The sequence below is a fragment of the Legionella santicrucis genome, from assembly GCF_001468135.1.
GTDB classification, from domain to species: Bacteria; Pseudomonadota; Gammaproteobacteria; order Legionellales; family Legionellaceae; genus Legionella; species Legionella santicrucis.
Window position 1 is genome coordinate 413,914 of the sequence record NZ_LNYU01000085.1, and the last position, 528, is coordinate 414,441.

A 528-nucleotide genomic window follows, 5' to 3' on the forward strand; every position below is an offset into this window, starting at 1 on the left:
GCCGGCCTGATTGGCATCGATAATACAGGTACCTGTGTTTGCAAACGAAACTAGATTCCCGCTGATGCTGCAGGCGCCAACTGAACTCGCCCCATCAATAGAGAACACTACCGGGTTTCCTGAAGCACCGCCAGTTGCCGTTACGGTGTAGGTACCTCCTACTGTGGAAGATGAAGGAGGAGTGCTCGTAAACGTGATGGTTTGGTCTATTTTATTCACAACCATGATTTGTTCTTCTTGATCTGCAGCGTTGTAATTTGCATTTCCAGCTTGATTGGCATCAACAATACAGGTACCGTCGCCCGTAAAGGACACTAGACTTCCGCTAATAGTACAAGCACCACTCGTGCTGTTTGCATCAATAGAAAAAACTACGGGATTTCCTGAAGCACCGCCTGTGGCCGTTACTGTATAAGATCCACCTATAGTGGGATTTGTTTGCGGTGTGCTGGTAAAGGTGATGGTTTGGTCTGCTTTATTTACAGTAATGATTTGTTGGACTTGTAGCGCTGCATTATAATCTGAATT

General features: G+C 46.0%; 1 protein-coding gene. It reads right to left on the reverse strand.

Annotated features, from left to right (window positions below):
• Positions 1-528, reverse strand: a 528-nt coding sequence (locus Lsan_RS22710) for a hypothetical protein (protein ID WP_202814639.1), incomplete at both ends; no start/stop codon positions are given.